Here is a 25893-nt window from a genome sequence, read left to right on the forward strand (position 1 = left end):
CATCACATGCCTTGCAGTCGCCGCTTCCGCGACAGCTGTCGCACTTCCACACGCCCCGGTAGCCGGAGCCGTCACAGGTGGTGCACTTCCCATCTCCCTTACAGCGCTGGCACTTGTTCCACATGGTCAGTTCCTTTCTGATGGGTTCGTACTGTGACCGTGATCGTGACCCTGAGCGGCCGCGGGAGGTCGGGAGGCAACCGGGCCCTCCGGTACGAGCGCCGCTCAGTGTTCTGGCGAGGCCGGTGCTGCCGGCCCGTACCGCCGAAAGACACCTTGCCCCGTGCGAAGGTCCGGGTCAGGGCTTCAACAGCGACACTTTTTGCACTGCAACTTGCACCGCCGTAACCTGCTGCTCCTTCTGTTGCACCGCAACGAGAACTCACCAGCCGGAGGCTTTTGTGGGTGAACCGACCGAGCTCTTCACGGAGCTGGCACGTGCTTTAGTCCAGGCTCTGGACGCATGGGCAGCAACGGTCGGGCAAGCGACCGACATCGACAAGCGGCCCACACGCGCAGGCCTGATCGCGGAACTGGAGAGGGGCAGAAGAGAACTGGAGGGCCTGGGCCAGAACCGAAAGAAGATCGATGAGCCTTTGCTGGCATACTGGCTCAAGGGCCGTGATCAGCTGCTCGTGGGCAGAAAGAGGAACAGGCTTCCCAGCGAAGAGGACAGCGCGGCCATCGCCCGCGTTCTTTCGGAAAAGGCGTGTCGCAGCGCCGCGCAACTACCGCGGATCAGCACCGAAATCGCCGACCTTTCGCGTCGCCTCAAAAACGAAGGCGGAATTCGGTGGCGAGACGAGGTCCTTGCGAGCCTCACACGCGGGGCCGGCCCGAGCGGGAACAGGGAACCGGATAGCAGCCCAACCTCAATGGCGGTGCCTTCGGCAGCCGCAGAATGTCAAGGAACTCCCAGCTCTCCCCAGACACGCACTGGTTATGTCACGCAGATCGTGTCGTCCACGGGCACGATGGGGCAGGATGCTTCCCCCTCGCCGCCGCTGACCACCAGTGGCAACTCGCACGGCGCGCCCCCACCTGACGGGAGGCAGTGGTCACGACGCGAACAGCGCAGTTGGGACAAGGCTTTGGGCAGTGCCGTTGCTGTTGTCGTCACCGCTGCGGCCCTCATCACTGCCCTCGTAGTGGCGACGTCCAACGAGGACGTGGGCACTGAATCAGGTGTCGAAAGCGACGCCCCGCACAGGCTGCGGCCAACCGGCTCGGCCCCGCCCGCCCAGGGAACTCTTGCGGAAGCCAGCATGTCGCCCCCCGGCATGGAGAAGGGAGCCCTGGGTGAGGACAGTCGGTGCAGTGCACCCTTTCAGGGCCCGAATGCGATCACGTGGCGGGTGTGCACACGTGTCGAGAGCGACCGCGTCTCCTTCGCCTTGAAGATCACCAACCACAGTCGGGCAGAGGCCACGGTCAAGGCCCATCTGGAGTACGCACAAGCCACCAAGTTCCACCGGTGCCCGAACGCGCCCCACCCCCAGCAGCTCAGCGTCCCGGCAGGTAAGACCCTCATCACTGATCCCAGGCAGTGCACTGCGCCCCGGAATCAGACGCCTTTCGCCTACCAGGGGGTTGGCTGGGTACTCCCTGAAGGAGCTACTGCGGGCTCCTACGAGCTCTCTCCCACCGCCCATGTCCATCCCGACCGGGTCATCTGGAAGCCGGACCTGGTGTGACGCCGAGCGCCGGCCCGAACAGGACGGAGAGCAGGAAGCGATGGTCGTACGGCGTTCAGGTGCATCGCGCGGGCATTCCCGAGCCGCCGCCCAGGAAGCGGCCCACGGACTCATGTGCCATTGCCCGCGCCCGCTCAACCTCGCCCGGCACCGACCTCCGGTGACCAGATCGATGGCGTTGCCTGGTCGGACATGCGGTGACGAGTCGTTCGAGGTGATGGCTTCTCAGGTACGCCGAGACAAGAGGGCGACGAACGTGATGTAGGTGATGGCGGCGGTGGCCACGAACCAGAAGTACGGATCGCCGCTTCTTCCGGATGCCAGTTCACCGATGAAGGCGCTGAGATTCCCTACGGTAAGCACGATGCCCGTGCCGGCCCAGGCCCACCCCCCGATCCGGGCGAAGCGCTCGTCGGGAGCCTTCGCGGTGAGGCCCTGATAGGTCTCGCTGCGGCGTCCCAGCAGCACTAAGGCAAGACTGCAGACGGCCAGGATCCCGAACGTCACCAGGCCGAGAGCGAGGTTGCCGCCGACAGTCGCGGCCACGAGGCAGGCGACACCGACGGCGAGGAATAAGCCGGGGACGGACCGCCTGGCTGCGTTACCGGTCCTCTGCTGGGCCTTCATTGGCATGAAACATCTCCTCAACGCTGACCTTGAAGAACGTGGCCATGGACAAGGCGAGCGGCAGGGAAGGTGTGTACCGCTCGGTCTCGATGGCGTTGATCGTTTGCCGTGAGACCCCGAGGGCTGTGCCTAGCTGGCCCTGCGAGAGCCCTCGTGACGACCGCAGTTCTCTGACGCTGTTCCGCACATGTAAAGCTTACTTGTCACCCATCGGCGACTGTCAAGGATGCTTTACAGGAGGGTAGGGCTCAGAGCGGTGCCAGGTCGCGCCTGTGTCCGCCAGTGGGGAGTGCATCGCGCGGACCAGAATCCCTCACCTGCCCCAGGCAGAACCGAAATGCCAGGGCGTAGTGCCGTACCCGGGTGCACGGCAATAGGAGTCGCCCCTCGACGACTCCCGTCCGCTGCCACCGAATCCAGCCCACGCATCACCGAATCCAGTTGCCCTCCGCAAAGCCAGGCACTCACTCAGCAGTGATTGCCCGGCGACGCGGGGAGTGGTGGCGGCGGTAGTAGGAGAGGGTGACGGCGGCAAGTAGCGGGCCCCAGAGGACCAAGGGTTGGTAGAGAATGCCGACGACGAGGTTCCCGGCAGGCGTCATGTCAGAGTGCGGGTAGGTCCACCACCACGGGACATTGGCCCAGAGCAGGGTGAGCGCGACCGCGCCGAAAGCGGCGGGGACGACGGCGGCCAGGGGACGGACGCTTCGCCCTCCGATGAACGGTACCCAGCCAGGCACGACCTCGCCCCACGGCCGTACCAGACCGAGCGTCAGGAAGGCGCCCAGCTCGCAGAGCACGCTGAGTGTCAGCATCCACACCTTCGCCCCCACCGTCTCGAAGCCGGCGAAGCCTGCATCGCTGTATCCGGCCGGGTATCCGAGCACCAGAACGATGCGCCACAGGCTGCTCGGCAGGACCACCAACGTCGTCACATGCGCGGCCCACACCGCCCAACGAGGAGCTGGCGCTGCGGAGATGACAACAGTGGACGGGTTCGGCTGAATGCTCATGAGAGCCATCTTCATGCGCTCCGCAGAGCGTTCCATCGTCCTGCGTGGCTGTCTCAGGTAGCCACCTGGTACGAGACCTGGACGACGTGATCAGCCGCGCGGGGGAACCGCCGTCATGCTGCGAGACGATGGACTCGGGACCACGGACGCATGGTTCGCTGCACACCAGGCTCGCCGAGGCCAGCCATCCGGGCTGGTGGATCATCGCTGCTGGACGGCGGCCCGGGCCCCATGGTCTGGGAAGAGCCGTTGCCGCGCCCGAGTGGGCCGGGCCGGCGTCGGGGCTACTCGCCGAGGTCCGTTGTGAGGGTGGTGCGGGGCACGCTGACCACCGCGTCGTAGGCGTCCAGGGCGGGAACGGGAAGGAAGCCGTCGTCCATGCGGGTGCAGGTGGGCTCCGGCAGGTCGTGGTCCCTGGAGTGTGCGCGCAGTGCGCGGACGTCCACCAGCGCTGGTGCCTCCGGCACCCCCGAGAACAGGGCCTCCAGGCTGTCGGGGGTCGCCGCCGGGGCGTCGGCTGCGGACTGGCGCATCCCGGCGGGATGCGTCGGATCGGGCACGTTGCGCACGGTCCGGCCGCCGCCGCTGGTCAGGGCCACGGACACGTAATCCGTTCCGAGTTGCTGGGCGAGGGCGTGCCCCATGGGGATACGGGGAAGCGGACTGCCTTCGGGGCTTGCGGTGCGCTGGATGTGGGCGTTGTGCGCGGCGACCACGATGCGGGTGCCCGGTGCGGACCGGTCGAGCAGCTCCAGCAGACTGTCGGCCAGGTAGCGGTCGCGGGCGGCGAGATCGGCGGCGTCCGGTGCGCCGCTGAGCAGTTCGGACATCGCGCGCTGCATCTGGTCGGTGCGCCAGGCTGCCCAGACGTCCGACAGAGCGCGTTCGTAGGCGTGGTGTCCGCTGCGCTGGACGTAGATCTCGCGCATGGCCGTGACGCGGTTGAGGAGCCGGCCGAGCGTTGCCGAGAGTTGGTCCTGCGGCTCGGGGCCGAGGGCGAGGCGGGCGTGGGCGGAGACGAGGCCCGAGCCGCCCGTGAGCGGCTCTGCCAGTTTGAGGGCGGTACGGGCATAGTGTGCCGCGCCGGGGTCGACGTCGGTCAGGTAACCGGCGACCGGCTCCAGGGCGGGCGTCAGCGAGCCGCCGGCTGCCGGGATGTCGAGTCCGGCGAAGCGGACCGGGTGCGGTGCCGTGACGTTGTGGGAGCGCAGCCACCGTATGGCGTCGCGCCCCTCGGCCGACTGGCCCGGGTAGCCGTCCGGATGAGGCATGAGCAACCTGTCGAGGTCGCCGTTACCACCCTGCACCCAGGCATCGACGGCCCGTCCGGAGGCAGCGCCGAACTCGACGGCGTAGACGGTGAATCCGCATTCCTGGACCAGGAAGCGCAGTATGCGTGCGCGCAGCAGCCCGAACTCGCGTATCTGGTGGGAATTCTCGCCGAGAGCGACCACTCGCGCATCGCCGACGAGTCGGTGCAGCACCGCCAGGTCGTCGAACGGGGCGTTGGGATCGTCGGCGGTGAGACGGACTGCGTTGCGGGTTGTCCATTCAGTGAGGGTGAGTGGATGACTGGTGCCCATGATCGCGACCCTAGCAGTCGGCGCTCAGGCTGGGAGCCGGGATCGTTGGTAAGGCGGCAGTCAGGACTGCAGCGTGTAGGGACAGCAACTGGCGGGTGCAAGGCTGAGTTTGGGGTGCAGTGAGATCCCTGTCAGGGCGGTGCCGGCGACGGTACGCGCAGACGTTTCAGCCATGGAGCGCGAACGAGGTCCGGTCCTGCCACTTCGCACCGTCATGTACCAGGAGGTCAACTGACGAGACCCGGGACGTGAAGGGCGGTTTGCTGAGGAGGTCGGCCTCGATCTCCTCCAGGACAGCGTCGTCCTGGCCGTCGACGATGGTCAGATGGGGCACGACCTTGGTGAACTTGCCGCCGTAGGGAGGGACTTCGGGCCACCGGTCCGTGAGCACCGCGGTGAGCCGCCGCAACTGCGTGTCTGGCTCAGGACGGAGAAACAGCACACCCGGAAACCGCCCGCAGCTTTCAAAACGCAGGTCAAAGGCATGATGACTGCCGAGCACGTCAGTGAGAGCCGAGCAGACACCCTGATCTATTCGGCTCTCGTCGAGGAACGGGAAGAGCACCGTGATGTGTGCTGGAACCCCGGCTCGGGCTGACGGATCGAACCGTTCACGCCATGCGCGGACGGCCGGCTCTGCTTCCGGGATCCTGACGATGAGTCCCGTCTGCCCCGCCTGAAACCTGCTCGTGCTGTCGTCTGCCATGCCACGGCATGCTGCCACCTCAGAGCCTGGCGACGGCACTTACGAGCCAGCTGCGCTGTGCCTGGTGTGTGCGTCGGGGTCGGCCCGTCCCCCGATCGGGCCGGCCGCGGCGCCTCCCTGATTCTCAGTGGGCCGGTTCGTCGGCGAGGTAGGGCGGGGCCGGCTCGTACTGGATGTAACGGCGCACCGCACGGGCGTGATCGCGGCCGTGCAGATGACCGACCAGCCAGAGGGCCATGTCGATGCCTGCGGACACGCCCTGGCTGGTGACCAGGTCACCGTCGACCACATAGCGTGCGTCGCGGACCACCGTGATGTTCCCGCGTGCCTGAAGGGTGTCCTCAAAGGCGTGGTGTGTGGCCACCCGGCGGCCGCGGGCCGCGCCCGCCTCGTGCAGCAGCAGGGCTCCGGTGCAGACACTGGTGGTCCAGGCGGCCTGGTCGGAGGCTTTGCGGATCCACTCGATGAGGACGGCGTTGGTCACCTCGGTGCGGGTTCCGTTCCCGCCGGGCACGAGCAGCACGTCGAGCGGCGGGTGATCGTCGAAGGTGTGGTCGGGCAGCACCCGCATGCCCTTGTTGCAACGGACAACGTCCCGTCGCTCCGCGATCAGCACGGTGGTGTCGTCGTGCTCCCGGATCATGGCGGAGGAGGTGAACACCTCCCAGGGACCGACGAAGTCCAGTTCCTCGGCCCCCTCGAACAACAGCAGCCCATAGGCCGTCATGCGTACTCCTTGTTGGATCGGAATCTGTCCCGGTACTCGGACGGCGCGATGCCGACCTGACGGTGGAAGGAGCGCCGCAGCGTCTCCGCGGTACCGAAGCCGTACCGGTGGGCGATGGCCTCGATGGGATCGTCGCCTTCGACCAGGGCCCGGCGCGCCGCCTCCACCCGCACCCTCTCCACGTACGCCGCCGGCGGTGTGCCGAGTTCGGCGGTGAACCGGCGCTGTAGATGACGGGGACTCAGGCCCGCCTGAGCGGCCAGATCGGCGATGCCGTGCCGGGCGCCGGGATCCGTGTGGATCGCCGACACCGTGTTCCGGATCGGATCGCTGGACGGCTGGCGCGACCACAGCGGCACGCTGAACTGCGACTGGCCGCCGGGCCGGCGCAGGAAGAGCACCAGCTCCTGCGCGACGGCATGGGCGATGTCCCGGCCCAGGTCGTCCTCCACCAGGGCGAGCGCGAGGTCCATACCGGCGGTCACACCGGCCGAGGTCCACACCCGCCCGTCCCTGATGAAGATCGGTTCGCAGTCCACCCGCAGCTCCGGATGCTGCCGGGCGAGCTGGCCCGCACGGGACCAGTGGGTGGTGACCCGGCGGCCCTCGACGAGTCCGGCGGCCGCCAGCAGGAACACCCCGCTGCACACCGAGGTCACGCGGCGGGCGGATGCCCCGGCCGCGGCGATCCACCCGGTCAGCGCGCTGTCCTGCGCCGCTTGGTCGACGTGGTCGCCGCCCACCGCCACCAGGGTGTCGATACCGCGCGGGTCGAGATCGGCCACACCGTGTCCGGCCTGTACGGGCAGGCCACTGGTCGACCGGACCAGGCCGGCGGTGGGCGCCAGGACCTGACAGTCGTAACCGCCCGAGAGCGTCCCCGCGTACTGGAACACCTCGTGCGGGCCGACCAGATCCAGTGACTGGAACCCGTCGAAGATGACGAAGACGATGCGACGTTGTTGCACGTCTTCAGCCTGCTGGCCGCCGGGGATGGCGTCAACGACGTGTATCCCACCATTCGTGCCATCGCCCGGGGGCAGGCGACGTGGGCGGCGGCCGGGTGCTTGACGACTCTGCGGGCACGGCACCGAAGACTTGGTGTTGCGGTGGGTCTTCTGAGGTCGGCGGCATATCGGGGCTGTCGGTCCCGTGTTGGTGGGATATCGGGGGCTGTCGGGCCGATGTCGGTGCGCACTGGCACCTTTCGAGAGGTCCTGCCGGGTGCCCCATCCGGCTGTGGGTTTGGGAAAGGTAACTCTCGTGCATGACGTAGTGATCGTGGGCGCCGGCCCGGTTGGTCTGTTCCTTGCCTGCGAGCTTGGCCTCGCCGGCTGCTCTGTCCTGGTGCTTGAGCGGGAGCCGGAGGGCCACTCCCCGTTCAGGGCGAAACCGCTCGGGATGCGGGGCCTGTCCGCCGCGTCGGTGGAGGCGTTCTACCGCCGCGGAATGCTGCACCAGCTGAGGACGGCATCGGGCGTCCACGACGATGCCGGCGCGGATCCCGATGCGCACGAGCCGTCACCCCCTCGTGGCGTGGGCCATTTCGCGGGCATGGTGCTCGATCCGGCCCAGGTCGACGTCGCCGCCCTGCCGTACCGGCTTCCCAGCCCGGCGACGGAGGGCATGCTGACCTACCTCGAAGCGGTCGAGACGCTGCTGTCCGAGCAGGCCTCCCGGCTCGGCGTGGAAATCAGGCACGGCGTCACGGTCTCAGCCATCGCCCAGAACGATGAGAGCGCGGTCGCCCAAGCCGGCGGGCAGGAATACGCGGCGCGTTGGCTCGTCGGCTGTGATGGCGGCCGCAGTGCGGTGCGTGGGCTCGCGGGATTCGAATTCGTCGGCACCGAGCCGCAGTTCACCGGTTACACCATGCACGCCACCGTCGCCGATTCCGAGAAGTTGCGCTCCGGGATCAACCTGACGCCGACGGGCATGTACCTCCGGCTCGCGGAAGGGCACGTCGGCATGATGGACTTCGACGGCGGCGCGTTCGATCGCTCGCAGCAGCCGACCCGTGACCATCTCCAGGCGGTGCTGCGCCGGGTATCCGGCACCGACGTGACGCTGAGCGAGGTGCATCTCGCATCGAGCTTCACCGATCGGGCCATGCAGACGACGACCTACCGACGGGGACGCGTCCTGCTCGCGGGCGACGCCGCTCACATCCACTCGCCCCTCGGTGGGCAGGGACTCAACGCCGGCCTCGGCGACGCCATGAACCTGGGGTGGAAGCTCGCGGCGACCGTGCACGGGTACGCGCCGGACGGGCTGCTCGACACCTACACCCGCGAACGCCATCCGATCGGCGCGGCGGTGCTCGACTGGTCGCGCGCCCAGGTGGCGGTCATGCGGCCGGACCCGCATGGGCAGGCGGTCCGAAAAGTGGTCCGCGACCTGATCGGGACCCGGGACGGAACGACCTACATGTTCGAGAGGATGTCGGGTTCGTCGATCCATTACGACCTTGGCAGCGAGCATCCCCTGGTCGGCCGCAACGCCCCGGACCTTCGCCTGGAGAACGGCACTCGGCTCGGCGACCTGATGCGGGACGGACGGGGCGTCGCGCTCGAATTCAGCACCGACCGGTCCCTGCACGAGTCAGCGATGGGCTGGGAGGGCCGGATGCGGTATGTAGCCGGTCCGGCGAGAAACGACCTCGGATTGGGTGCCGTGCTTGTCCGGCCCGACGGCGTAGTCGCCTGGGCCGGTGAGCGCACCCCTGATCGTGCAGGGTTTGAGCGGGCTGCCAGTCACTGGTTCGGTGCTCCGGAAATCTGAAGCAGCCACTCCATTCTCTTCAGCGGCTACCCCGTTCCCCTCAGTGGGTACCCCGTTCCCGTTTTCCCTCGTCCTGCCAACGGCTGGAGAGCGAAGACGGTCTTGGGTTCGGCTTCCCACTGCGCGTCGCGGGGGAGTGGGGACTCCGGCACCGGGACCGGCCGGTGACCTGGCTGAACACCGCGAACGCGGGCGACAAGGTGAGGGATCTCGAAGCCCGCTGGCAGACAGACGTACTCGACGCGTGCCCGGACGTGGTGTCGATCCTCGTCGGGGTCAACGACATGGGCTGGCACACGCTGGACCCGAAGGTGCGCGTGATCCGGGTGGAGGAGTTCGAAGCGGGTTACGACCGCCTGCTCGCACCCCTCGCCGGGGCGGGCACGAACTCGCGATCAGCCGCAAGCGTGAAGCGTATGCCGCCCCTCGCCTGCCGCCGGTTTTGAAAACCTCCGTCAGTTGAAGGATGTAACGCCGCCTGGCCCCCCGTACGTTGGCACCGCCGCAGCGAGCTTCAGCCACCTACGGGGGATTCCTCTCCTGTCCGGAAGGCTTTGCTGTGGCGAAAAGGCTGGTCATCGAACCCGCCTCACAGGCAAGAACTGCCGAAGGAGAACAGACCAACCATGATCACCGAGTCGACCCCCCACGGGTCGGTGCGGCGGACGATGGCCGCATTCGCCGCGGTCGCCCTCGCCACGCTCGCCACCTCAGTGTCGCCGCTCACGACCGGAACGGCCCACGCGGACACCCCCACCCTGGCGGGCCTGTCCCTGTCACCTCGCCTGCCCCAGTCGGACGGCCTTGCGGCGTCCTTGGACCTGGCGAAGGACTCGTCGGACTACGGAACCGAAATCGTCATCAACAAGTCGCCGATCGCGACCTGGAGCATCGTGCCCAACGGTGACGGCAGCTTCCTGATCCGCAACGACAAGACACAGAAGTGCCTCGACTTCAACACCGACAACAATCACCTCGTCGAGCCGGTCTACTGCGACCAGACCAACACCAAGCAGAACTGGTACCTACAGCCCGCACCCGGTGGTGGGGGCTACTACCTGATCCGCAACGTCAACACCGACAAGTGCATGGATGTGTTCGGCGGAAGCAGCAACGACGGCACCACGGTCGGCATCTCCGGCTGCAACCGTGGCAGCAACCAGGAGTGGACCATCGGCCCGACGCCCAGCCCGGGCTACACGGGCCCCACCCTTTCGGATCTGGCCACCGCGTACGCGCTGAAGCAGTGCAGCAACGGCTCCAGCATCATCAAGTCGTGTGATTACGACATCACCGGCGACAGCGTGGCGTCCGTGGGAAACCTGCATCGGGTCAGCTCCAACGTGTGGAACAACAGCACCGATCCCGCGGACCGGACCATCACCTGGACGCAGACCTCGTCCCAGACCAACACGGTGGGCACCTCCCTCACCGTCACCAGCGAGGTCGGGATCAACGTCGAGATCGTCACCGCCAAGGTCAGCACCGCGATCAGCGCACGCTACGAGCATTCCTGGACGCAGACCGACACGGTGAGCGATGCCAACAAGATATCCGTGAAGCCGAACAACTACAGCTGGGCGATGCGAGGCCAGCTGATGAAGACGGTGACGGGTAAGTGGAAGTTCACCAATGACCTCGGTGACACCTGGTCCGGCGAGGGCACCGCCACCGTTCCCGCCGTCGACGGCACCGACGGTCTCAGCAGCAACCTGGTGCTGTGCACGAGCGACAGCCTCGCCAAGGAGTGCGTCGACAACCGGTAACCAGCGCAGAGCTGCAGAGCGTTGCACCTCGATGTCCGACGGCACGCCGTCGGACAGTTCCCCGGCCTCCGCCAACGGAGCCGGGGAACAACGCGTTGGTCCGCCGCCCCCGGCACCGGTCAGCAGCAGGCGCCTACATGGGTGACTGGCCGGAATTCTGCCGACGGGTCACCTCCGCGGCGATCTCGACCCGTGAGGTCATCGCCAGCTTCCTGAGGATGCTGGACACATGGGTGCTGACGGTGCTTCGGGCAATGGACAGCCGAGCCGCGATCTCGGGATTGGAACACCCTTCGGCCACATGCTCCGCAACCAGGCGTTCCGTGTGGGTGAGTGCTCGCCAGCCGTCGCGAACGCCGGTCCGGGCCCGGTGGGAGCCCCGGCGGACGGCGACCGCTCGCAGCCGGGACGTCGCCTGTGCCACGTCCCAGACCGCGCCCAGCCGCGTGTACGTGTCCAGCGCCTGGTCGAGCAGGAGACGGGCCTCGTCCTGTCGCCCTCGGCGGGCCAGTATTTCCGCCGCATCGGTACAGGTGTGTGCCGCGTTGAGCGGCCGCGGAGCGTTGCGATAGCAGCGGATCGCTTCCATGAGCAGGTCGGGGTCCTCATTCAGCAGGCCTTGGCAACGGTAGGCGTCACCGAGGTGGTAGAGGCCGCCGCTGTGCTCGGCCCGCTGCTGCGCGGCGGCGGCGTATCGTCGTGCGTTCTCGTGATGGCCCCGGGTCAGGGCCAGTCGGACCAGATCAGGTGTCAGGAAGCCCAGGATCAGCCGGCCCGGCAGGTGGCCGATGCCCTCGTCGAACGCCTCGGCAAGCCGGACGTAGGCGCGCTCGGCATCGCCCTGCGCCTCGTCCAGAAGGGCGCCCGCGCACAGTGGCAGATACTCGTAGAAGGCGGCGACCGTGACGTTGTCGCTCTCGGGCGGCGTGGCCTTCAGGTGTGCTTCGGCATCGGGGCGCCGGCCTCTGTGCACGGCGATCACCGCTGCCACCGCCCGCAGTGCCCGGCTCATCGAGGCGACCTGGCCGCCGTGATCGAGACCTGCTGCGACCTCCGCCAGCGCATCGTCCCAGTGCCCCGAGTGGAACGCGAGCAGCGCGCAGGACAGGTGGTACCAGGGCAGGAAAACCCCTCCGGTGCGCTCCGCCGGTCTTCGTACGGCGGCGAGCGTCTGCCGGGCCTCCTGTCCGAGGTCGAGGTCGATGTAGCAGTTGCCCAGGGAGAGTTGCAGCCCCAGCCACTGGGCCGGGTGCATCGTGTCGGGTGTGAGGCGGGTGGCCTGCCGCGCCAGTTCGACCGCTTCCGCGTCCGGCGTTTCGAGGAAACGCTTGGCTGCCAGGACGTGCAGGGCGCTGGCCAGGGCGAAACCGTCATCGGCCTCGTCGGCGACGGACCGGGCACGTGAGGCGACCGCCCCGGCTTCGGTGAGGTCACCCAGCGCGAAGAGACACACCGCGCTGAACGCCTGGAGCCGGACCCTCTCGATCGCCGGGATGCCCGGGCTCCGGCATCCGGCCCGTGCCTCTGCCAGTGCCAGGTCGGGGCGGCCGCGGGCGAACGCTGCCTGGATGACGATCCAGCGCAGCAGGCATTCCAGACCGGGTTGCGGTGCCTTGGCCAGGGCGGAGCGGGCACTTTCCTCCGCTTCGGCGAGGTGGCCGGAGGAGAGCTGCGCAATGGCGTGGTGCAGTGGGAGATTGCCGTACCCGGCATCCGTGGGGTCGCCGAGTTCCAGCGCCCTCGTGACCAGCCGCAGCGCCATGGCCGGCGCCCGGGTGGTGAGCCGTGCCGCGGCTCCCTCCAGCCACGTGATCAGGAAATCCGGGCTCGGCACCCCGTTGAGCAGGTGCTCGGCAACGCGTTCGGGCGCCGCCCCGGACTCGGCCAGACACTGCGCCGCTCGCGTGTGCAGCATGGCCCGCAGCGGCCCCGGCACGGCGTCGTGCAGCGCGTGCCGGATCATTTCGTGGCGGAAGCCCAGGAAGGGGCCGGAGTCCGTCAGCACCCCGGACGCCTCGGCCTCCGCCATGATGGTCAGCAGATCGCGTATCGGGATGTCCGCGACCGCTGCGAGTTCGGCCGTGGTGCAACTGGCGCCCAGTACGGAGACGATGCGCAGCATCTGCAGCACGTCCTCACGCAGGTACCGAAGCCGGTGCGTCACCAGAGCGGTCAGCGGCGGCAGCGAACAGCCGGCCGCGATGTCCGCCGTGGAGTCGTCGCCGGTCTCGATGGCGTGCTCGCGCTGCAACGCGGCGATCAACTCCCTGATGTACAACGGGTTTCCGGCAGCTCCCTCGGCCATGCGCCGCAGTCGCGGGCCGGCCTCCCGGCCGCACAGCTCGGTCAGCAGGGCCGCCACGGCTTGCGCATCCAGGGGTGCCAGTTCCAGCAGGGTGTGGTTGCCGGTGATCCGGTTCCGTGACAGGCGGTCGACGTCCCCCGCTCCGGGCAGCGGCCGGTGGGCGCCCACCACCAGCAGCGGCAGTTGGTGCACCGACCGCACCAGCTTGTGCAGCACCGCCACACTCGCCGAATCGGCCCACTGGAGGTCGTCGAGGAACAGCGCCAGAGGGCCCTGCGCGCACAAGTCCTCGACCAGCCCGACCAGCGCCTCGATCGTCGCGGCATCCGCTCCCGCCGCCTCGCTCCTGGCGCCCGGCAGACCATAGCGGGCATCGCCGCGCAGGACCTCGGCGGCCCGCGCCCGCCGGTCGTCCGAGGGGGACTCCTCGATCCTCAAGCAACTGGAGATGAAGGCGAACGGGCAGGGCTGGGCCGGGCTCTGGGCACGGCCGTGCAGCACCCGTAGGCCCATGCGCCGTGCGTCCGCCGCGGCCTGCTCCAGCACCGCGGTCTTCCCAAGACCGGCCTCACCCACCACGAAGCCGGCCTGCCCTTCCCCCGCGAGCGTGGACTCCGCCAACCTGGAAAGCCTCGCCAACTCAGCCGCACGACCCAGAAGACGACCTTCAAAAGATGTCATGCAACCCCCACCCGCCATGCAATGTCAGGGATTTCATAGCACACGGCTTGGATATGCCTGGTAAAGGACCACTCTCTGGACGGATCGTCCGGAGGCTTACGCCCACGCCCACGGCTGGTGGGAAGCCGTCCGTTCGGATCACCGAGGGCGGCCCTTCAGGTGATCTTTCGGACCGCTTACGAGGAGGTGGCCGCCGCAAGGGGTACGGCGTTGCAGCAAGCACGCCCCTTGAACCCCACGAGGAGATCGGCCATGTACGCAGCAGTCCGACGGTACGAAGGGGTGACCGATCCAGGCGAGGCAGCACGCCGGGTCAATGAAGGGTTCGTACCGCTCATGCGGCAAATCCCCGGCTTCGTGGCCTACTACTGGATCGACGCGGGGAACGGAGTGATGGTCTCGACCAGCATCTTCCGCGACCAGGCAGGCGCCGAACAATCGGTCTCCAAGGCAGCGGATTTCGTGCGTGACAACCTCGCGACACTGCTTCCCAATCGGCCCCAGGTCTCGGCCGGAGAGGTCGTGGCCTCCGCCTCCTGACCGACGGCAATAACGGCCGCTGTCCGTGACACGCCCAGGCGCCCCGCTGACCAGGCCGGACAGTGGTCGGGCTGTCCCGGACAGGCCCCGGACATGTCCCGGACGGTCAAAGCGTTCCCTCGTCCTGCCTGCCCTGATGAGGATGACGACTGCCCAGAACACTTCGACCGTGAGGGGACATCATGCGTACCCGAATATGGATCACCAGTGCCGCGATGGGAGCCACCCTGCTGATCGGCGGAGCCGCCGCCACCGCGCAGGCAGCACCCACGTCCGCGTCGAACGGCACGACAGTGAGCACGTCGGCCGCGGGCGGGATCTACGTCGGTACCTACCGCACCCTGTCGGCCTGCAAGGCGGACGGCCGGAACTCGGCCCAGCAGTGGACATGCGTGCCCCGGCCGGACGGCAAGTTCGACCTCTATGTCTACAACTGAGTGCCTGAGTGCCTGAGTGCCTGAGTGCCTGAGTGCCTGAGTGCCTGAGCAACTCGGCAACTGAGCAACTGAGCAACTGAGCAACTCAGCAACTCGGCAACTGAGCAACTGATGTGACGTGAACTTCCGGTTGGCGCGTGCCCCTGTGTGAGGCACGCGCCTTCTGGTTGCCTCGGTCCCGTGGCGAAGCGCTGCCGGGCCGCCGGCCGAGTGTTGCACCGTCACCACCGGCCCGGTTCGGGGGGAGAATGTCCTGCATATCCCTTGCTTCCCCTGTCCGGTCCTCGAACACTGACCTGTAGGGGGAAGGGGTACGGGGTGGCCGTCGAAATCTGCTTGCTCCACACGATCAGTGCGCGGGTGGACGGCCGGGAGGTGGATCTGGGGCATCTGCGCCAGCGCCAGGTGCTCGCGGCTCTCCTCGTCGACGCCAATCGCCCCGTATCCGTGGAGCGGTTGATCGACCGACTGTGGGGCGAACGCCCGCCGCAGCGCGCCGCGACGACGCTCTACAGCTATGTGTCGCGGCTGCGCCGCGTCATCGAGCCGCTCGGCGCGTCGATCAGCCGCCAACCGCACGGCTATCTGTGCGAGGTGGACCCGCAAGCGGTCGACCTGCACCGTTTCCGCGACCTGGTCGCACGAGCCCGTTCCGTCGGGGACGATGACCGCGCCGCACGGTTGCTCACCGAAGCGCTGCGGCTGTGGCACGGCGAGGCATCGGCCGAGCCGGACACCCCGTGGTTCAACGCGCTGCGCGACACCCTCGAAGGAGAGCGCCTGGCCGCCGAGTTGGACCTCAATGACCTGCTGCTGCGGCAGGGCCGGGAATCCGAGCTGCCGGGCCCGCTGCGCCTGCTGGCCCAGGCACACCCCCTCGACGAGCGGATCGCCGCGCAACTGATGCTCGCCCTGCACCGGCAGGGCCGCACCCCGCAGGCGCTGGAGGTCTATCGGGGCATCACGCGACTCCTGGACGTGGAGCTGGGCCTCGCCCCGAGCCCCTCGCTCCGGCAACTGCACCAGGACATCCTGGTCGGCGCGCCACTCCTGCGCGTCGACAGTCTGGGTGGGCCGCTCGACGACCTGCCCCCCGACTCCGGCTCCGACTCCGGTTCCGACTCCGGCTCTGGCCCCGGCTCCGACTCCGGCTCCGGCTCCGATGTGGGGCCCGGCCCGTCGACGGTGGCGGCCACCGCAGCCGCGCGAATGCCGGTGCCGCGTCAATTACCGCCGCCCCCACCGGTGTTCACCGGAAGGGGGCGCGCCATGGCGGAGCTCGACCGGCTCCTGGAACCGCCGTCCGCCCACGGCGGTACGGTGCCGATCGCGGGCATCGGCGGATCCGGCGGCATCGGCAAGACCTGCCTCGCCCTGCACTGGGCGCACCAGCGGCTGGACCAGTTCCCCGAGGGACAGCTCTACCTCAACCTGCGCGGCTTCGAACCGTCCGGGACGCCGACGACCGTCGCCTCGGCCCTGCGCGACCTGCTCGACAGCCTGGGCGCACCCGAGGGCTCCGTCCCCACCGGACTCGACGCCCGGATGGGGCTCTACCGCAGCCTCATCCAGGGACGCCGCATCCTGGTGATCCTGGACAACGCACGCGACGCCGAACAGGTAAGGCCGCTGCTCCCCGGCAGCCCCACCTGCGTCGTGATCGTCACCAGCCGCCACCACCTGGCCGGCCTGGTCACCACGCACGGCGCCCGCCTCCTCACGCTCGGCCCGCTGTCCACCGCCGACGCCGCGTCACTGCTCACCCGTCGGCTCGGCCGGGACCGGGTGCGCAAGGAACCCGCCGCGGCCTCCGGTCTGCTCCAGCTGTGCGGCGGGTTGCCGCTGGCCATCAGCATCATCGCCGCCCGCGCCACCGTCCACCCGACGTTCCCGCTGCGGGGGCTCATCCGCGATCTGCACGGGGCGGGCGGCGCCCTCGACACCCTCGACGCGGGGGACGACTCCGCCGACCTGCGGGCCGTCTTCGCCTCGTCCTACGGCGCGCTCAGCGAACCCGCACGCCGGATCTTCCCCCTGCTCGGCCTGCCCGCCGGCCCCGACATCGGCCTGGCCGCGGCGGCCGCCCTGGCCGGGGCCGAGCCCCGTCAGGTCAGCCGGGCCCTGACCGAACTGGTCCGCTCGCACCTGGTGACCGCCCACCGACCCGACCGCTACTCGATGCACGATCTGCTGCGCGCCTACGCCGCGGAACTGGCCGCGGCGGACCCGGCGAGCCGATCCGCCTTCGAGCGCCTGGTCGACCACTATCTGCACACCGCCCACGCCGCCGACCGGCTGCTGTCTCCCCACGGCGAGCCGATCGCCCTGACACCGGCCCTGCCCGGCGCGGCGCCCGTCCAGCCGGCCGACCACCAGGCCGCCCTGGCGTGGTTCACCGCCGAACGTGCCGTGCTGACCTCCCTCGTGGCACAGACCCACCACGCCGAACTGCACGTCAAAACCTGGCAGTTGGCAGCCGTTCTGCCGACGTTCCTGGCACGACGCGGCCTGTGGGACGAACTCACCGCGACGCAGTACGCCGGGCTGGAAGCGGCGACCGCCCTCGCCGATCGCTCGTACCAGGCACGCATCCACCGCGAACTGGGCAACTCCTGCTGCGAAACCGGCCGCTTCGACGATGCGCACGCCCACCTGGTCCAGGCCCTCGGCCTGTATCGGGAGCTGGGCGACACGGTCGGCCAGGCCCACACCCACCTCAACCTCGGCTGGCTGTGGGAGCGCCGGGGAGATCAGCAAAAGGGCCTGGAACACGATCTGCTCGCACTGGACCGCTTCGAGGCCGCGGGCCACGAGACCGGCCGGGCCAGGGCCCTCAACGCCGCCGGCTGGGACCATGCGCAGCTCGGCAAATTCGAGGAAGCCGCCGACTTCTGCCGGGAGGCGCTCGCCCTGCAGCAGCATCTGGGCGACCGCCGCGGCGAGGCGAACACCTGGGACAGCCTCGGCTACGCGCTCCAGCACCTCGGCGACCACCGGCAGGCGGCCGACTGCTTCCTGCGGAGCCTGCACCTGAACGAGGAACTCGGGCACCAGTACAACCAGGCCGAGACGCTGGAGCATCTCGGCGACACCCACGAAGCCGGCGGTGACACCGCGGCGGCCCGCGTGGCCTGGCAGCGGGCGGCGGACCTGCTGCACGCCATGGGACACCACGAGGCCGATCTCCACCGGCTCTGCGGCAAACTCCAAAACCCCTCCTGACCAGCCCATTCAAGAGATGGACAAGGTTTGTCCAGGGCCGCCCGAGCATCGTGAGAGGCGCCAATACGGCACCCGGAACGAGTAGGGAGTGGGGACATGTACCGGAAGATCGAAGCAATGGGGAGCAGGCTCCTGGAACGGTTCGTGCCCAAGGCCGAGGCCTCCGCCGCCGGCTGCTACGTGTGCGTCCAGGGCGGGCCGGGCTCCGGCTGCGCGCGGTGGAACCACACCTGGGTCAAGGACCAGTGCACGAACACGTTCATCCGCTGCGGCTGCTTCTGACGGCGCCGTTTTCACAGGTCATCGCCGTCCGGCCGGGTCGCGCTCTGCCGCGCCGCCCGGCCGGCTCCGGCGCATGAAGGGGTATCCGTACCGTGGACATACTCGCCGTAGCCTGCGCGTCCTGCCTCGCCGTGGTCTTCGGGGCGGCCGCGCTGGGCAAGCTCCGCGGCCGGGCCGCGTTCTCCCGGTTCGCGCAGTCGCTGACCACCTGGGACCTGCTGCCGGCCGGCTGGGTGCGCCCCTGCGCCGTGATCGTGGCGGCGAGCGAGGTGGTGGTGCTCCTCCTGCTGCTGGCAAGCCCGTTGGCGGCGCCTGCGGGCCCCGTGGGGTTCCTCCTCGCCGCCGGACTGCTGCTGGCGTTCACCGCGGGCGCCGCGCTCATGGTCGCCCGAGGCGTACGTGCGGTGTGCCGCTGCTTCGGGGCCTCCGGCACCCCGATGGGCCGGCTTCATGTGCTGCGCAACGGTGTGCTGACGCTGATCGCGGCGGCGGGAGTGCTGGGAAGCAGCGGCATCCAAGCGGTCGCACCCGCGTACGGGGCGGTGGCGGTGGCCGGCGGGGCCGTCGTCGGGGCGCTGGTGACCAGGCTCGAAGACCTCGCAGCACTGTTCCGCCCGTCGCTGCCGGCCCGGCCGGAACCCGCCCGCGACTGAGGGATCAACACCGGCCCGGCACCGCAGGGGCCGTACGGACAAGAGGAGTTGGGCAATGTCCTTCCTGATTGCGGCAGTGGTGTTCGTCGGAATGCTGTGCACGCTGGACCTGGTCCTCACCCTGGGGGTGATCAAGCGGCTGCGGGAACACTCCGAGCGGCTGTCCGGGACGAGCGGCCCCGGCAGCCGGTTCGACACCCTCGACATGGCCGTGGGGGAGGAGGTGGGGGAGTTCGCCACGTCCACCGTCGACGGCGAACGGCTGACCCGCGGCATGCTCGCCGCGGACACGCTGGTGGCGTTCTTCGCCCCCGGTTGCCAGCCGTGCCGGGAGAAGATGCCGGCGTTCGTGGACCACGCACGGGCCCTGCCCGGTGGGCGGGCGCAGGTGGTGGCCGTCGTGGTCGGCGATCCCGCCGAGGCCGCCGCGTTCGTGACCGAGCTGTCCCCGGTGGCCCGCGTGGTCGTCGAGGAGGGGCCCGACGAACCGCTGAGCGCCGCGTTCCGGGCGCGATCGTTCCCCACATTGCTGCGGGTGTCCCCGCACGGCGACGGCCGGGTCCTGGTCACCGCCAACCGCATAGCACTGGACCGACCGGTCACCGCGGCGCGATGACGGACACGGACGTCACACCGCGCGGACACCGGGGGATCAGGGGCACGGGGGCCCGGGTCACCACGGCGTGGTCGCTCGCCGCCAAGGCCGCGCCCGGCACCCTTGTCGCCTATGTACTGCTGACGCTGGCGACCGGCGGGCTGCCGGTCGCCACGGCGCTGCTGACCAAACTGATACTGGACCACCTGGTCGCCGGAGCCTCGACCGGGGCCCTGACCGGGCTGGGGCTGTGTCTGGCCGCGGTCGGCGTCGTGACCGGAGCGGCGCCGCAGATCGGCCAGTATCTGCGCGCGGAGCTCGACCGCCGGGTCGGACTGCTCATGCAGGACCGGCTGTTCACCGCCGTGGACGGGTTCGTCGGACTGGAACGGTTCGAGAACCCCCGCTTCCTGGACCGGCTGCGACTGGCCCAGCAGACCGCCGGCGGCACCCCCAACGAAACCGTCTCCGGCGCCCTGGGCCTCGTCCGGGCCGCCGTCACCCTCACCGGTTTCATCGGCTCGCTGCTGGTGCTCAGTCCGGTCCTTACCGGGCTGGTGCTGGTGGCCGGAGTGCCGGTGCTGTGCGCCGAGATCGCGCTGTCGCGACGGCGGGCGCGGATGGTGTGGGACATCGGCCCCGCCGAACGGCGGGAGCTGTTCTACAACGATCTGCTCTCCAGCATGGAAGCCGCCAAGGAGGTGCGGCTGTTCGGCATCGGGGGCTTTCTGCGCGGGCGGATGCTGGCCGAGCGGCGCACGTCCGACGCCGCCAAGCGAGCGGTGGACCGGCGGGAGGTCCGCGCCCAGGCAGCTCTCGGGCTGCTCGCCGCGCTGATCTCCGGCTGCGGGCTCGTATGGGCGGTGGGTGCGGCGCGGTCCGGCGACCTGTCGGCCGGTGACGTCACCCTGTTCGTGGCCGCGGTGGCCGGTGTGCAGGGTGCGCTCGCCACGCTCGCGCTGGAGGTCGCCCGTACGCACCAGGCGCTGCTGCTGCTCGACCACTACCTGGCGGTGACCACCGCCGGCCCCGATCTGCCGCTCGCGGCGGAGCCCCGGCCGCTCCCCGCCCTGAGCGGCGGAATCGAACTGCGCGACGTGTGGTTCCGATACTCCGCCGCGCATCCGTGGATCCTGCGCGGGGTCAGCCTGCGCATCCCCCACGGCCAGGCACTGGCGCTCGTCGGGCTCAACGGAGCCGGGAAGTCCACGCTGGTGAAGCTGCTGTGCCGGTTCTACGACCCCACCCGCGGAGCGATCCTGTGGGACGGGGTGGACCTGCGCGAGGTGGACGTCACCGCCTACCGTCGACGCCTCAGCGTGGTGTTCCAGGACTATATGCACTACGACATGACGGCGGCGGAGAACATCGCCCTCGGGGACCTGGACGCGCTCCACGACGACCAGCGTCTCAGCACCGCCGCCGAACGGGCCGGCATCCACCAGAAACTGGCAGGCCTGCCGCACGGCTACCGCACTCTCCTGTCGCGGATCTTCTTCACCCACCCCGAGGGCGACGGGGCACAGAGCGGGGTGATGCTCTCCGGCGGACAGTGGCAACGGCTGGCGCTGGCCCGCGCGTTCCTGCGCGAGGGGCGGGACCTGATGATCCTGGACGAACCCTCGGCGGGGCTCGACGCCGCGGCCGAGCACGAGATCCACGCGGCCCTGTGCGGCCACCGGGGCGACCGCACCGGTCTGCTGATCTCCCACCGGCTCAGCGCGGTACGCGACGCGGACCGGATCGTCGTGCTCAAGGACGGCCTCATCGCCGAACAAGGCAGCCATGACGCGCTGATGGCGCTGGACGGCGAGTACGCCCGCCTGTTCACCCTGCAGGCGACCGGTTACCGGACGGACGGCGAGCCGGTGGGCGCCGAGCCGGGTGCGGCGGCGCCATGACCGCAGCGTCATGGGCTCTGGCGACGGGCGTTCCGACACTGGCGGTCGCCCTCGTCCTGACCGCTGCCGCGTTCCGGCGGCGGCTGGTCGCGATCACCGTTCGCGGTGCGAGCATGGAACCGGCCTACCGGGACGGCGACCGGGTCCTCGTACGCCGCGGACGTCTGCCCGCACCGGGCCAGGTGGTCGTGGTGAGGGACCTCCCGACCACCGGCCCGGCCACCGCCCTGCCACCCGCCGCGACGGCCCGCGCGGTGCCGGGCCCGGCGCTGCTGATCAAGCGCGTGGCCGCGGTGCCCGGGGACCCCGTGCCCCGCGACCGGGTCGCCGCGCTGGCCGGTGTTCCCGAGCGGTACGTGCCCCACGGACAACTCGTCCTGCTCGGCGACAACCCGGCGGCCAGCTACGACTCCCGCCACCGGGGCTACTTCGCGGCCGCGCAGGTCGTGGGAACGGTGTGGCGCTCGCTGCCCGCACCGACACGGCCGCAGGGCGGCAGCCGTCATCGGTACGGTGATCGCTGAGTCCTTGCGGCGAGCGTGTTCCTGGCCATGTCGGGCTGCACCTGGCGGCAGCTGCCGCGAGGTCCTCGGACGGTCGTCCGCCCCTGCTCCTCCCGGCACCTGCCGTTCCCGAACGCGGCACTGAGCACGACCACGCCGGAACGGGTGCTACCAGCGATCCCACCAGGCGGGCAGTTCCGGGACGTCGAGCAAGAACCCACCTCGCCGACCGGGCAGCACGCCGATCGCCGACTCGGCGCGGTGGCGACGCCGGAAGTCGCGGGCGCCTTCGCCGTTCCGCTCGGCGAACCGAAAGGCCCTGCTCGCCTTGTGCGTGCGTCCGTTGAGGGGGTCCGTCCAGGCCACCTCGATCCGCACCGTCCAGTGCCCCGGACCCCGTGGGTTCTTGGCAAACGAGGTGTCCGCCGCGACGACCCGGCCCTGCAGGGCCGGGCCCCCGCGACGCAGCCGCCGCAGGTGCCGGTAGTGCGCGAGGCGCAGCAACCTGGTCCAGCCGATGACGGCGGCAGCAGCCCCGGCGATGCCCACCAGCGGGATCGCCGTGTCCACGATGGCCGGGTCACCGGTCAGCGGCCTTGTGAGGACGGCAGCGGCCAACGCGCCGAGCACGAACCCCAAGAAGGGCGCGACGAGCGCTCCCACCACCAGGAGCGCGATCCGGACGATCCGCATGAGAGGCGATCCTAGTTTCTCGCCCTCCCCGGCCGACTCACGCCGGATCGAGGCACCGGCGACCACGGGCAAGCCGGCCGTGACCTCACCGCGCGCTGTGCGGCGACGCGTTCCCGGTGCGGACGGTCAAGACAGGATCTCGACGTACCCGTCCGTTCCGTGCACGCGGATCCGCTGCCCGTCCCGGATCAGCCGGGTGGCCTGCGCCACGCCCACGACGGCCGGCAGGCCGTACTCCCGGGCGATCACCGCGCCGTGGGTCATCAGGCCGCCCACCTCCGTCACCAGGCCCGTGATCCCGACGAACAGCGGCGACCAGCTGGGATCCGTGAACGTCGTGACCAGGATGTCGCCCGCTTCGAGATCGGCCTCCGCGATGTCGAGGATGACCCGGGCCCTTCCCTCGATGGTCCCGGCGGACACCGGTAGGCCGATCAGGGCGCCGGCCGGCACGTCGTCGCGCCGGTACGCCCCGGTGACGGCCTCACCCTCCGACGTGAGCACCCGGGGCGGGGTGAGCGCCTGATACGACCGGAACGCGTCCTTGCGCTGCTGGATGAGCTGGTCATCCACCTGGTGCGAGCGCACGGCGTCACGGAACTCCTGGAACGTGAGGTAGAAGACGTCCTCCTGCTCGGCAAGCACGTTGGCCTGCACGAGGCGCTCGGCCTCCTGCAGCAGGGCCTGCTTGTAGACGAAGTAGCGGGTGACGATGCCGTACTTGGGGTACTCCCGGTACCCGATGAAGGTGCGGACCCGGTCGATCATCCGCTTGGTCTCGTCGGCTTTCCGGTCCCCGTCCGGCAGGGCCCGCAAGCGGGACAGCACGTCCTGTTCCTTCTTCTGCGCCTTCTGCCGGCCTTCCTCGAACCGCCGCTCGGCGGCGCCCGGTGCGAAGTTCCTGACGTTGTCGAGGATCACGGGCACGAGCGTGGTGGGGCGCTCGCGCCAACGCGGCCTCGTGATGTCGATCTCGCCGACGCAGCGCATGCCGTACCGGTCGAGATAGGCCTCGATGGCGTCGCGCGCTTCGGTCCCGCCCGCGAGCTTCGCCAGCTCGTCCAGGAAACCCTCGTCCTCGACGCCCGGCAGGAACGCCACCACCTCCGGCTGCCGGCGGATCACGTCCGCGACGTCGAGCAGCGCCAGTCCCATTTCCGACGTGATGTTGTCGGGGGCGGACAGCGTGAGCGTGTCGGCCGCGTTCTTCTCGCCCAGCCACTCCTGCAGCTTGTCGTTGAGCCACCACGTGGCCTCCATCCCCGCCATGATCACCTGAAGGCTCAGCGGATCACTGAGGACCCGCTTGTGCTCCTCGAAGGCCTCCAGCAGGAAGTCGAACAACGCCGGTCCGGTCTTCGTCCGGATCTCGCGCTCCAGGGCGGCGATGGACGCCTGGCTGCGCTCGATCAGCTTGGTGACGATGGCCGGATCGGTCTCGACCGGGGCGGACGCACCGCCGGCCGGCGGCCCGCCAGGACCCGTGTCCGGGAGCGAGGGGACGAAGTCCTCGCGGTCGAGGACGGTCTCCAGCGCGTCCCTGACCAGCGGATCACCTCTCCCGATGAGCTCCAGGAGGCCCGCGCGGCTCGCGGGCGAGGCCAGCCGCCGGGTGACGTCGACGAACAGCCTCCCGCCGGCCTGGTGCATCGGCGCCATGGCCGTCAGCTGCCACAAGGACAGCCCCAGGGGCTTCATGGGGTCGGTCATCATCTGCTGATGGCCGACGGAGACATAGACGTGATTCTCCTGGTCGCCCGCCTCGGGGAGGGGGAACAGCGTCGTGATCGGCCGGCTCTGAACGATCCGGAAGTCCCCATCGACCAGGCACCATTCGATGTCCTGCGGGCGGCCGAAGTGCGCTTCGATCCGGCGCCCGAGCTCCACGAGCCGCACCACCTGCGCATCCGTCAGTGCCGGCTGCTCCTGCCGCTGCGCGTCGATCGCCACTTCCTGCGTACCGCCGGCCGGCAGGGCGTGAACCGCACGCTGTTTGGCGGCGATCGTCTTGGCGATGACTTCGCCGTGTCGCACTTTGAAGACGTCCGGGTTCACCAGTCCGGAGACCAGGGCCTCGCCGAGGCCGAAGCCGGCGTCCACGGTGGCGACCTTCCGGTTGCCCGTGACGGGGTCGGCCGTGAACAGGATGCCGGCCGCCTGCGGGAAGACCATTTGCTGTACGACCACGGCCATGTGGACCGTACGGTGGTCGATGCCGTTCTGCTGGCGGTAGGTCACGGCCCGCTCGGTGAACAGCGAGGCCCAGCACCGGCTGACGTGCCGGAGGACCGCCGTCGGCCCCACGACGTTCAGGTACGTGTCCTGCTGACCGGCGAAGGAGGCCGTCGGCAGGTCCTCCGCCGTCGCGCTGGACCGGACGGCGTAGGCGACTTGCTCGCCGAACGGGGCGAGCGCGCGGGTGATCGCCGCCGCGATATCGCCCGGAACGGCAATCCCTTCGATGGTGCGGCGAATCTGCGCGCTGAGCGTGCGGATCGCCTCCCGGTCGTCCGGGTGGGTGCGCGCCAACTGGTCGAGCTGACTGTGGACCGACGGTGCTTCCGCCATGATCCGCCGGAAGGCGTCCGTCGTCACGCAGAAGCCACCCGGCACGCGGATGCCTTCGATCCTCGACAGCCCGCCCAGATGCGCGCCCTTGCCGCCCACGACCGCGACCTGTGTCTCGTCGATCTCCTGAAGATCCCGCACGTACTGCTCAGTCATCGGGCTACCTCCTCCGCGCCGTGCACCCGCAACCGCAACCGCGCTGCCGGTCCCCCCACCGGTTCGACGTCACCGCGTCCCCCGTACGTCGACAACAACACACGCACGTCGTGCCCCTCATTTCCGCAGGTTGTGTGGCCTCGGCCGACGATTCTGCGCTGTGCCCCGGGTCTTGCCGCAAGCCCCCCAGTGCGCTATACGTTGAGAGTGGCAAGGAGAGAACTCTCCTTGCCTTTCCCTTTGCCCCTCGTCCGCTGGGGCCTTGTCGTCCCGGCCAGTTCGTCCACGCTCGCGCCGTCGACCGCGCACCGGCACCCCGGCCCCCCCCCGGCACTTCTCGGCGCCCGCCCGGGCATCGTCGTGGTGCATGCCGGTCGTCAACCGTTCCATGAGCATTCAACTGACTGCTCCTGGCCATCGTTGAGGACTGCCTCTACGTTCCTTGAGGCTCTCGAAGGAA

Annotated in this window: 22 protein-coding genes; 12 read left to right on the forward strand and 10 right to left on the reverse strand. The window is 69.5% G+C overall.

Features of this window, described 5'->3' with window-relative positions:
• Nucleotides 1-401: 401 nt before the first annotated feature.
• Nucleotides 402-1694, forward strand: coding sequence for a hypothetical protein (locus tag AB0E02_RS04480; protein WP_362135883.1), 1293 nt, complete (start codon nucleotides 402-404; stop codon nucleotides 1692-1694).
• A 225-nt stretch (nucleotides 1695-1919) separates the two neighbouring features.
• On the opposite strand, the gene AB0E02_RS04485 is transcribed toward AB0E02_RS04480, so the two are convergent.
• The 7 genes from AB0E02_RS04485 to AB0E02_RS04515 all read right to left on the reverse strand — a co-directional run bounded on the left by AB0E02_RS04485 (nucleotide 1920) and on the right by AB0E02_RS04515 (nucleotide 7318).
• Nucleotides 1920-2327, reverse strand: a complete 408-nt coding sequence (locus tag AB0E02_RS04485) for a hypothetical protein (protein ID WP_362135885.1) — start codon at nucleotides 2325-2327, stop codon at nucleotides 1920-1922.
• Nucleotides 2296-2508 carry a helix-turn-helix transcriptional regulator gene (locus tag AB0E02_RS04490; protein WP_362135887.1) on the reverse strand — a complete coding sequence of 71 codons (213 nt, stop codon included), beginning with the start codon at nucleotides 2506-2508 and terminating at the stop codon, nucleotides 2296-2298. Before AB0E02_RS04490 ends, AB0E02_RS04485 begins: the two co-directional genes overlap by 32 nt.
• A 277-nt stretch (nucleotides 2509-2785) precedes the next feature.
• Entirely contained in the window at nucleotides 2786-3343 is a 558-nt protein-coding gene (locus AB0E02_RS04495; RefSeq protein ID WP_362136118.1) for a hypothetical protein, read from the reverse strand.
• 275 nt (nucleotides 3344-3618) lie between these two features.
• Nucleotides 3619-4917: an erythromycin esterase family protein gene (locus AB0E02_RS04500; protein ID WP_362135889.1), complete on the reverse strand. Its 1299-nt coding sequence runs from the start codon at nucleotides 4915-4917 to the stop codon at nucleotides 3619-3621.
• A gap of 166 nt (nucleotides 4918-5083) precedes the next feature.
• Nucleotides 5084-5623 (reverse strand): 2'-5' RNA ligase family protein, encoded by a 540-nt coding sequence (locus AB0E02_RS04505; protein WP_362135891.1) that lies wholly within the window; start codon nucleotides 5621-5623, stop codon nucleotides 5084-5086.
• A gap of 124 nt (nucleotides 5624-5747) precedes the next feature.
• Nucleotides 5748-6350, reverse strand: a complete 603-nt coding sequence (locus AB0E02_RS04510; RefSeq protein ID WP_362135893.1) for a DJ-1/PfpI family protein — start codon at nucleotides 6348-6350, stop codon at nucleotides 5748-5750.
• The gene (locus AB0E02_RS04515; RefSeq protein ID WP_362135895.1) at nucleotides 6347-7318 is read right to left on the reverse strand and encodes a GlxA family transcriptional regulator; all 972 of its coding nucleotides are present in this window, start codon (nucleotides 7316-7318) and stop codon (nucleotides 6347-6349) included. Before AB0E02_RS04515 ends, AB0E02_RS04510 begins: the two co-directional genes overlap by 4 nt.
• Nucleotides 7319-7613: 295 nt before the next feature.
• Here AB0E02_RS04515 and AB0E02_RS04520 point away from each other — a divergent pair, with 295 nt between their 5' ends.
• The 3 genes from AB0E02_RS04520 (at nucleotide 7614) to AB0E02_RS04530 (ending at nucleotide 10897) form a co-directional block, all read left to right on the forward strand.
• Entirely contained in the window at nucleotides 7614-9131 is a 1518-nt protein-coding gene (locus tag AB0E02_RS04520; protein WP_362135897.1) for an FAD-dependent monooxygenase, read from the forward strand.
• Between the two features lie 164 nt (nucleotides 9132-9295).
• Nucleotides 9296-9577, forward strand: a complete 282-nt coding sequence (locus tag AB0E02_RS04525; RefSeq protein WP_362135899.1) for a hypothetical protein — start codon at nucleotides 9296-9298, stop codon at nucleotides 9575-9577.
• A gap of 180 nt (nucleotides 9578-9757) precedes the next feature.
• Nucleotides 9758-10897 (forward strand): RICIN domain-containing protein, encoded by a 1140-nt coding sequence (locus AB0E02_RS04530; RefSeq protein WP_362135901.1) that lies wholly within the window; start codon nucleotides 9758-9760, stop codon nucleotides 10895-10897.
• 133 nt (nucleotides 10898-11030) lie between these two features.
• Here the strand turns inward: AB0E02_RS04530 and AB0E02_RS04535 are convergent, their stop codons facing one another.
• Nucleotides 11031-13901 carry an AAA family ATPase gene (locus AB0E02_RS04535; protein ID WP_362135903.1) on the reverse strand — a complete coding sequence of 957 codons (2871 nt, stop codon included), beginning with the start codon at nucleotides 13899-13901 and terminating at the stop codon, nucleotides 11031-11033.
• A 234-nt stretch (nucleotides 13902-14135) separates the two neighbouring features.
• Here AB0E02_RS04535 and AB0E02_RS04540 point away from each other — a divergent pair, with 234 nt between their 5' ends.
• The 8 genes from AB0E02_RS04540 (at nucleotide 14136) to AB0E02_RS04575 (ending at nucleotide 22037) form a co-directional block, all read left to right on the forward strand.
• Nucleotides 14136-14423 carry a hypothetical protein gene (locus AB0E02_RS04540; protein WP_362135905.1) on the forward strand — a complete coding sequence of 96 codons (288 nt, stop codon included), beginning with the start codon at nucleotides 14136-14138 and terminating at the stop codon, nucleotides 14421-14423.
• Between the two features lie 182 nt (nucleotides 14424-14605).
• Entirely contained in the window at nucleotides 14606-14860 is a 255-nt protein-coding gene (locus AB0E02_RS04545; protein ID WP_362135907.1) for a hypothetical protein, read from the forward strand.
• A 318-nt stretch (nucleotides 14861-15178) separates the two neighbouring features.
• Nucleotides 15179-18082 carry a BTAD domain-containing putative transcriptional regulator gene (locus AB0E02_RS04550; protein WP_362135909.1) on the forward strand — a complete coding sequence of 968 codons (2904 nt, stop codon included), beginning with the start codon at nucleotides 15179-15181 and terminating at the stop codon, nucleotides 18080-18082.
• A 117-nt stretch (nucleotides 18083-18199) separates the two neighbouring features.
• Nucleotides 18200-18364 carry a hypothetical protein gene (locus tag AB0E02_RS04555; protein WP_201804471.1) on the forward strand — a complete coding sequence of 55 codons (165 nt, stop codon included), beginning with the start codon at nucleotides 18200-18202 and terminating at the stop codon, nucleotides 18362-18364.
• Between the two features lie 92 nt (nucleotides 18365-18456).
• Nucleotides 18457-19017, forward strand: coding sequence for a MauE/DoxX family redox-associated membrane protein (locus AB0E02_RS04560; protein ID WP_362135912.1), 561 nt, complete (start codon nucleotides 18457-18459; stop codon nucleotides 19015-19017).
• A gap of 55 nt (nucleotides 19018-19072) precedes the next feature.
• Nucleotides 19073-19633, forward strand: coding sequence for a TlpA disulfide reductase family protein (locus AB0E02_RS04565; protein ID WP_201804465.1), 561 nt, complete (start codon nucleotides 19073-19075; stop codon nucleotides 19631-19633).
• Nucleotides 19630-21513, forward strand: coding sequence for an ABC transporter ATP-binding protein (locus AB0E02_RS04570; protein ID WP_362135914.1), 1884 nt, complete (start codon nucleotides 19630-19632; stop codon nucleotides 21511-21513). Before AB0E02_RS04565 ends, AB0E02_RS04570 begins: the two co-directional genes overlap by 4 nt.
• Nucleotides 21510-22037, forward strand: a complete 528-nt coding sequence (locus AB0E02_RS04575; protein ID WP_362135916.1) for a S26 family signal peptidase — start codon at nucleotides 21510-21512, stop codon at nucleotides 22035-22037. Before AB0E02_RS04570 ends, AB0E02_RS04575 begins: the two co-directional genes overlap by 4 nt.
• Nucleotides 22038-22184: 147 nt before the next feature.
• On the opposite strand, the gene AB0E02_RS04580 is transcribed toward AB0E02_RS04575, so the two are convergent.
• Nucleotides 22185-22709, reverse strand: coding sequence for a hypothetical protein (locus tag AB0E02_RS04580; protein ID WP_362135918.1), 525 nt, complete (start codon nucleotides 22707-22709; stop codon nucleotides 22185-22187).
• A 126-nt stretch (nucleotides 22710-22835) separates the two neighbouring features.
• The gene (gene rph, locus AB0E02_RS04585) at nucleotides 22836-25433 is read right to left on the reverse strand and encodes a rifamycin-inactivating phosphotransferase (protein ID WP_362135920.1); all 2598 of its coding nucleotides are present in this window, start codon (nucleotides 25431-25433) and stop codon (nucleotides 22836-22838) included.
• Nucleotides 25434-25893: the final 460 nt, after the last annotated feature.

The sequence above is a fragment of the Streptomyces sp. NPDC048196 genome (assembly GCF_040652715.1).
GTDB lineage: Bacteria > Actinomycetota > Actinomycetes > Streptomycetales > Streptomycetaceae > Streptomyces > Streptomyces siderophoricus.